This is a genomic window from Paraburkholderia sp. GAS41 (assembly GCF_050436545.1).
Classification (GTDB): domain Bacteria; phylum Pseudomonadota; class Gammaproteobacteria; order Burkholderiales; family Burkholderiaceae; genus Paraburkholderia.
In genome coordinates this window covers 63,460-70,845 of sequence record NZ_JBNDMK010000034.1, presented here as the reverse complement: position 1 = coordinate 70,845, position 7,386 = coordinate 63,460, and the positions used below count along the sequence as shown (strand labels likewise).

Genomic DNA, 7,386 nt, shown 5'->3' with positions numbered 1-7,386 from the left:
AAGCTTATCGATTCAGGGCGCCTCAAGGGTTCGCTGCGCCGGGCTCACGCCCGCCCTTGCCCCGCCAAACCACCCACTCAAAATTCAAAAGAGGCAAAAAAGCCAAAGCCGGCGACGCATTGGTGATCCGCACCTCGCCCTACACCGAGTCTCATCTGCCGATGTGATGTCGACCTTTCCTCAAGGCGTCACGTCAAGGCGTCACGATTACACCCGACCAGCCAGGCAAGTAGCGCGCCTCGGGTGTATGTGCAAGCGTCTTCGCCTGCTCGAGCGCCTTGGCAAAGCTCTTCGCAATCTTGCTCGCCGGAATCCGCGGCCGCAGGAAGTCTGCCCACAGAAACTCGCTGAACGGCGTGGCATCTTTCGCATAGCCGCCTGCATTGCGTAGTTCGCCGGCGAGACTGCGATAAGGATCGTCGCTCATTTCAGTGACCACCTTCGGCAGGTGTTCGTAGTCGTAGCGCGAACCGTCCGAGCCAAATGGATGAACCCACTGGTTATGCTCCATCATGCGCCAGAAGATGGTGAAGTCGAGCCACGACAGGTCCTTCAGCACCATCACCTTGACTTCCTCGACACGCTCTTCGAGCAGCGCTCGTCCGAGGTGATGATGGTCGACGATGTAGTAGCGGCCCTCCGGTCCCAGCACGGCGGGAAACGAGTGCGCATCGATCGCCGCGCTACGCTGCTTCTTGTTCAGGGTCTTCCAGTGCGCCCGTTTGAGCGCCACCTCGCGATAGCCCACCGTCATCTGCGTGGGTCGCAAGGCTTTGAGTTTTGCCGGGATGAAATGAATGTCTCTATTCGGGACCATGGTCTGCCTCATCAAATCGTTAAATCAACCGAGCCGAAAACAATAGCGCGAATCAGGCACGCCGTTAATACCTCCTGAACATTTTGCCTGGGTTCAGGAATGGTCCTTGCACACGCGCGAAGCGTCGCCTATAACTTGCGAAGATCGAGAATGCGAAATCGCGCCCGCCGTCGGGCATTGCAGCCGCTGTGTTGAATCGAAGCCGTTCGTCACCAGTCACCCGCAACCGACCCGAGCGAGGCCATCTTGAATCTGGATACCGTACGCATCTTCCTCATGACGCGAGGCATCGACCTCGGTACCAAAGTCCTCGGTGCAATCGTTCTATGGGTGATCGGCCGCTGGGTGATCGGCATTATCACCGGGCTGCTGCGCAAGCTGCTCGCGCGTAACGGACGCGTTGATCCCACGCTCGCCAACTACCTCGCCTCGATCCTCGGCGCTTTGCTGAACCTGCTGCTGATCCTTGCAATCCTGCAAGTCTTCGGAGTCCAGACTACTTCGTTCGCCGCGCTGCTCGCGGGTCTCGGTCTCGCCATCGGTACTGCGTGGGGCGGCCTTCTCGCCCACTTCGCAGCGGGCATCTTCATGCAGGTGCTGCGGCCCTTCAAGGTCGGCGACTTCGTGATGGCAGGCGGCGTAACCGGCACCGTTCAGGAGCTCGGTCTGTTCGGCACCACGATCATCACGCCGGACAATGTCACGACCATCGTCGGCAACAACAAGATCTTTTCCGACACGATCTCGAACTACAGCACGCTGCCGGTGCGCCGCGTCGAGCTGACGGCGAAGATCGCCAACGGCGTCGATCCGATCGACGCGGCTAACCGGCTACGTGCCGCAGTCGTCAAGATTCCTAACGTCGCGGATAGCCCGGCACCGGACATCGAAGTTCTGTCGTTCACGCCGGAGGGTCCTTTGCTGTGCGTGCGTCCCTATACGAATACCAGCACCTACTGGCAGGTCTACTTCGATACGAATCGCGCCATCATCGAGACGTTTCGTGAAGCGGGCTATCCGACGCCGGAAACGCCGCTAGTGCGGCGCGCGGCGAACTAGCGGGCGCATGCGTCAGTCGAGGTAGGGGCAGTAGTAGAGATGGAGGCAAAGGTAGGGGTTGACGTCGAGGCCGAGGCAAATGCAAAGGTAAAGGCAGAGACCAGCGCAGAGGCAGACGGCAAGACAGCCGCACCGTAGGTCCCTAAAGACAAAAAAAGCGCTGCGAAAACTCGCAGCGCCTTTTTCATCCAACTGGGTTCAAGCAAACTGCCCCGAACGCCCGCAAGCCGCGCCTCGCGGCCGCCAACCCTTATTTGGCGGTCGCGGGTTTGCGCAGCATCTTCCACAGCGCGCCGAGCAGCAGCGGCACGATGGCCGCGCCAATACCCACCAGCACGATCACGTTCAGGTACTGGCGAATAAACGGGATATTGCCGAAGAAGTAGCCCAGCAGCACCAGCAGCAGCACCCAGAACAGCGCGCCCACGAAGTTGAAGAGCTGGAAGCGGCTGACCGTCATCTGCGAGGCGCCGGCGACGAACGGCGCGAACGTGCGCACCACCGGGATGAAGCGCGCGAGCACGATGGTCTTGCCGCCGTGCTTTTCGTAGAAGTTGTGGGTCTTCTGCAGCGCTGCGCGATCAAGGAAGCGTTCGAGCAGCGGAATGTGCGTATTGAACACCTTGGGTCCGATCGACCTGCCGATCAGATAGTTGAGCGTATTGCCGCCGATGGCCGCCACCAGCAGCAGCACGATCAGCAGCCCGAGGCTCATTTCGCCGCTCGCGCAAAACGCGCCGCCGATGAACAGCAGCGAGTCGCCCGGCAGAAACGGCAATACGACCAGGCCAGTTTCGCAAAACACGATCAGAAACAGCACCGCGTAGACCCACGAGCCATACTGCTGGATGAAAATCCCCAGAAACTTGTCGATATGCAAAACCAGATTCACAAACTGCAGCAGCGTGTCCAAAAGCGTCCCTTATTGAGCGAGTGGCCTGAACGGCCGAACCGGCAGACCGTCTTGGCGTGGTGAAGTGGGTAACGATCCGAGCACCTGAAGGTGCCGAAATTGACCGGAGCCATGATACCGAAAGTGCCCGGCTGCGATAAAAAATCTGCGTACGCGGCCGCACACCTAGCGCGGGATGTACTCGCGGAGGACGTGGCCCGCTGCCGAGCCGCCGCCGCTCGCCAGCCGGTTCGCCGCGAATCGCTATAATTTCGCCATGTCCGAATTCTCCGAACCGCCTGTCGACGCCGCCAGCCAGCCTGTGGCGCCCGCCCTACGTCCGTTGCGGGCCATCCAGCCGCTGCCCGACCTGCTGATCAGCCAGATCGCCGCCGGCGAAGTGGTCGAACGGCCGGCCTCAGTCGTTAAGGAATTGCTGGAAAATGCGCTGGATGCCGGCGCGCAAACGCTGCGCATCCTGCTCGACGAAGGTGGCGTCAAACGCATTTCGATTACCGACGACGGCTGCGGCATTCCCGAAGCCGAATTGACGCTCGCGCTGATGCGCCATGCCACCAGCAAGATCCGCTCACTCGCCGAACTCGAAGCGGTCGGCACGCTTGGGTTTCGCGGCGAGGCGCTGGCGTCGATCGCCTCGGTGTCGGAGATGCTCATCACGAGCCGCACCGCCGACGCGCGCCATGCCATGCGTATCGAGGCGCAAACCGGCGTGCTGAGCCCGGCAGCCGGCACGCAGGGAACCACCATCGAAGTGCGCGAACTGTACTTCAACACCCCCGCGCGCCGAAAATTCCTGAAGAGCGAACAGACCGAGCTCGGCCACTGCCTCGAAATGATCCGTCGCGCCGCGCTGGCGCGGCCGGACGTGGCAATTTCGGTGCTGCATAACGGCCGCGCGGTCGAACACTGGAACGCGTCGGACCCCGCCACGCGCGTCGCCAAAATCATGGGCGAGACTTTCGCCACCGCTCATCTGCCGCTCGACGAATCAGCCGGTCCGCTAGCGGTCTACGGCTGCGCCGGCCTCCCGACCGCGAGTCGCGGGCGGGCCGATCAGCAGTATTTCTTCGTCAACGGGCGCTTCGTGCGCGACAAGCTGCTGACCCATGCCGTGCGTGCCGCTTATGAGGACGTGCTGCACGGCGAGCGCTACCCGTCGTATGTGCTGTTTCTCGATCTGCCGCCAGAGGGTGTCGACGTCAACGTGCACCCATCGAAGATCGAGGTGCGTTTCCGCGATTCGCGCTCGATCCACCAGTTTGTCTTCCATGCCGTACAACGAGCCTTGGCGCGACATGCCGGCGCGTCCCCGGAAACCACGGCAGGCGGACACGCGGCGCATCTCGGGCCGGTGCAGGGTAGCCCTGCGTCGTTCGCGGCTACGCCGCTCGGCGGTATGGCGGGCGGCATGACAGGTAGCATGGGCAGCATGAGCATGGGCAGCATGAGCATGGGCGGCGGCGCAGGCGCGCGGCCGAGCGTAGGTGCAAGCGGTCTGGCGAGCGGTAGCGGCAACCCCGGCGGCGGTTTTGGCGCCCAGGCGGGCAACACGTGGCTGCGCCAGGCGCGTATGACGCAAGGCACGTTGCCGGTCGCGCAACCTTTGGCGCTCTACGACGCCCTGTTCGGCCGTAAAGACAACGGCATGGGCACCGCAGGCGGCACGACCCCGCTCGAAGCGCGCGACTCCGCCGCTGAGACGCCCTCGTTCTTCGCCCCTCCGACGGCCGGCAATCCGTCGTTTCATGCCGCGGACGAACAGCCGCTTGGCTTCGCCCTCGGCCAGATTCACGGCATTTATGTGCTGGCGCAAAACGCGCAGGGCCTGGTGATCGTCGACATGCACGCCGCGCACGAGCGGATTCTGTACGAGCAGTTCAAGAACGCCCTGGCTGACCGGGCCATTGCGGTACAACCGCTGCTGATTCCGCTGTCGATGCAGGCCGATCCGGTCGAGATCGGCACCGTGGAAGAAGAGCGCGCGACACTCGACGCGCTCGGCTTCGACCTTGCGGTGCTCTCGCCCACCACGCTGGCGATTCGCGCCGTGCCGGCCCTGCTCAAGGACGCGGACCTGCAGGCACTGGCCCGCGCCGTGCTGACCGATCTGCACGCCTACGGCGGCTCGCGGGTGTTGACCGAACGGCAGCACGAACTGCTCGGCACGCTGGCCTGTCATCACGCGGTGCGGGCAAACCGCCGTCTCACGCTGGACGAAATGAACGCCCTGCTGCGCCAGATGGAAGCCACCGAACGCGCGGACCAGTGCAATCACGGCCGGCCGACGTGGTATCAACTGACGCTCTCCGACCTCGACCGCCTGTTCATGCGTGGTCAATGACCATGTGCAGCACCAGCATATTGCCGCGATCGCTAGCGCCACTAGCCTCGCGGGCAAGCCGAACATGACCCAATCCGCCACCCCGATTGTCTGTCTGCTGGGCCCGACCGCCTCGGGTAAAACCGCGGCGGCGCTCGCGCTCGCCGCCCGCAGACCGGTCGAAATCATCAGCGTGGATTCGGCACTGGTGTATCGCGAGATGGACATCGGCACCGCCAAGCCGAGTGCGGAGGAACAGGCGCGGGTGCCGCACCACCTGATCGATATCATCGACCCCGCCGACGCCTACTCGGCGGCCGGATTCCGTACCGACACCCTGCGTCTGGTGAGCGAAATATCCGCGCGCGGACGGATGCCGTTGCTGGTCGGCGGAACGATGCTGTACTACAAGGCGCTGACGCAGGGCCTGAACGACCTGCCGGGAGCGGATCCCGAGGTCCGCGCGGCGCTCGATGCCGAAGCGTTGCGCGACGGCTGGCCGGCCCTCCATGCACGGCTGGCCGCCGTGGATGCGCCGACGGCCGCGCGGCTCGCGCCGAACGACTCGCAGCGGATTCAGCGGGCGCTGGAAGTGTTCATGTTGACGGGGCAGCCGATGTCGGCCTTGCATGCCGCGCCTGCACGTATCGACGAGGCTGCGTTGCCCTGGCGCTTCGTGCCGGTGGCGCTGGAGCCGTCGGATCGCAGTGTGTTGCATGCCCGGATCGCGGCCCGCTTCGAGGCCATGCTCGCGGGTGGGTTCGTGGATGAGGTTCAGCGACTGCGGGCGCGCGGGGATCTGCACCTCGGCTTGTCGTCCATGCGTTGCGTTGGGTACCGGCAGGTTTGGGAATATCTCGATGGGGGAATGGACTTCCCCACCATGCGAGATAAGGGAGTGTTTGCTACCCGGCAGTTGTGTAAGCGCCAGCTTACGTGGTTGCGGAGTATGCCTGAGCGGATGGTTGTGGATTGTTGTGCTGCAGATGCAACCGAGCAGGTTTTGCGGGTTGTCGATGCAGTGGTTGGTGGCTGATTGCCGCCATGGTGTTCGGCATGAAACGGTGAGATCTCTCGCTGATTTCCCATGAATCGTCGGGAAAAGTGAGAAGGTCGGTAAAATGCCGTTTTACCCGATGCCGGCCGGTTGGCTGGACTTTTATCTGCGCCAACCATCTAGGACGCTCACTTTGCAGCAAAACTCGTCAATTCTTACCCCCTATCAGCGCCAGGCCTTTATCTGGGTCGCCATCGCGCTGGGACTCGGCATCCTCCTCTGGCTGCTCAGTCCCGTCCTCACGCCGTTCCTTCTTGGCGCCATCCTCGCCTACATCCTGCAGCCCGGCGTCGCGTGGATGGTGAAGCGTCGCGTGCCGCGCAGCCTCGCCGCCCTGCTTATGATGCTACTGTTCACAGTCGCCCTTACCGTCATGATCCTGCTCGTGCTGGTCGTGATCCAGAAGGAAGGCCCGCAACTCAAGCAACAGGTGCCGGTGCTGTTCGCCCACCTCAACGCGTGGCTCCAACCCAAGCTCGCGGTGCTGGGCCTCGCCGATTCGCTCGACTTCGCCAGCATCCGCGACCTCGTCACCGGACAGCTCGAAGGCAGCGCGCAGACCGTCGCGCTCTATGCCTGGACCTCCATTCGCACCAGCGGCAACGTCATGATGACGCTGATCGGCAACGTGGTTATGGTGCCGCTCGTGCTCTTCTATCTGCTCTACGACTGGAACCGCATGCTTGCGCGCATCCAGGGTTTCGTGCCGCGCCGCTGGCTCGACAAGACCCTGCAGCTCGCCCGCGACATGGACCGCATGCTGTCGCAATACCTGCGCGGCCAGTTGCTCGTGATGGGCGTGCTCGCCGTGTTCTATGCCATCGCACTGACCATCGCCGGCTTCGAAATCGCGCTGCCGGTCGGGATTTTTACCGGCGTCGCCGTCTTCATTCCGTACATCGGTTATGCCACGGGCCTCGCGCTGGCGCTGCTCGCCGCGCTGCTGCAGTTTGGCGACTGGTACGGCTTCGGTGCGGTCGCCGTGATTTACGGCTTCGGGCAGATTCTCGAGAGCTTCTTCCTCACGCCACGCCTCGTCGGCGAACGGATCGGCATGCACCCGCTCGCCGTGATCTTCGCCTTGCTCGCGTTCGGCCAGCTGTTCGGCTTTTTTGGCGTGCTGCTCGCGCTCCCTGTCAGCGCCATGCTCTCGGTAGCCCTGCGCGAATTGCGCCAAGGCTACCTTTCGAGCACGCTTTACAAGTAATTGACCATGAGTG

Annotated in this window: 6 protein-coding genes; 4 read left to right on the top strand and 2 right to left on the bottom strand. The window is 63.0% G+C overall.

Features of this window, described 5'->3' with window-relative positions; genetic code table 11:
- Positions 1–193: 193 nt before the first annotated feature.
- Positions 194–817, bottom strand: a complete 624-nt coding sequence (locus P3T43_RS32250) for a ParB-like protein (protein ID WP_429285052.1) — start codon at positions 815–817, stop codon at positions 194–196.
- Between the two features lie 246 nt (positions 818–1,063).
- On the opposite strand from P3T43_RS32250, the gene P3T43_RS32245 reads away from it, so the two are divergent.
- Positions 1,064–1,876 (top strand): mechanosensitive ion channel family protein, encoded by an 813-nt coding sequence (locus P3T43_RS32245; RefSeq protein ID WP_429285051.1) that lies wholly within the window; start codon positions 1,064–1,066, stop codon positions 1,874–1,876.
- Positions 1,877–2,126: 250 nt separating this feature from the next.
- On the opposite strand, the gene P3T43_RS32240 is transcribed toward P3T43_RS32245, so the two are convergent.
- Positions 2,127–2,789, bottom strand: a complete 663-nt coding sequence (locus P3T43_RS32240; protein ID WP_429285050.1) for a VTT domain-containing protein — start codon at positions 2,787–2,789, stop codon at positions 2,127–2,129.
- Positions 2,790–3,045: 256 nt separating this feature from the next.
- On the opposite strand from P3T43_RS32240, the gene mutL reads away from it, so the two are divergent.
- The 3 genes from mutL to P3T43_RS32225 all read left to right on the top strand — a co-directional run bounded on the left by mutL (position 3,046) and on the right by P3T43_RS32225 (position 7,373).
- Positions 3,046–5,130 (top strand): DNA mismatch repair endonuclease MutL, encoded by a 2,085-nt coding sequence (gene mutL / locus P3T43_RS32235; RefSeq protein ID WP_429285049.1) that lies wholly within the window; start codon positions 3,046–3,048, stop codon positions 5,128–5,130.
- A 64-nt stretch (positions 5,131–5,194) separates the two neighbouring features.
- On the top strand, positions 5,195–6,145 hold the full coding sequence (gene miaA, locus P3T43_RS32230; protein ID WP_429285048.1) for a tRNA (adenosine(37)-N6)-dimethylallyltransferase MiaA: 951 nt from the start codon (positions 5,195–5,197) through the stop codon (positions 6,143–6,145).
- Between the two features lie 154 nt (positions 6,146–6,299).
- Positions 6,300–7,373 (top strand): AI-2E family transporter, encoded by a 1,074-nt coding sequence (locus P3T43_RS32225; RefSeq protein WP_429285054.1) that lies wholly within the window; start codon positions 6,300–6,302, stop codon positions 7,371–7,373.
- Positions 7,374–7,386: the final 13 nt, after the last annotated feature.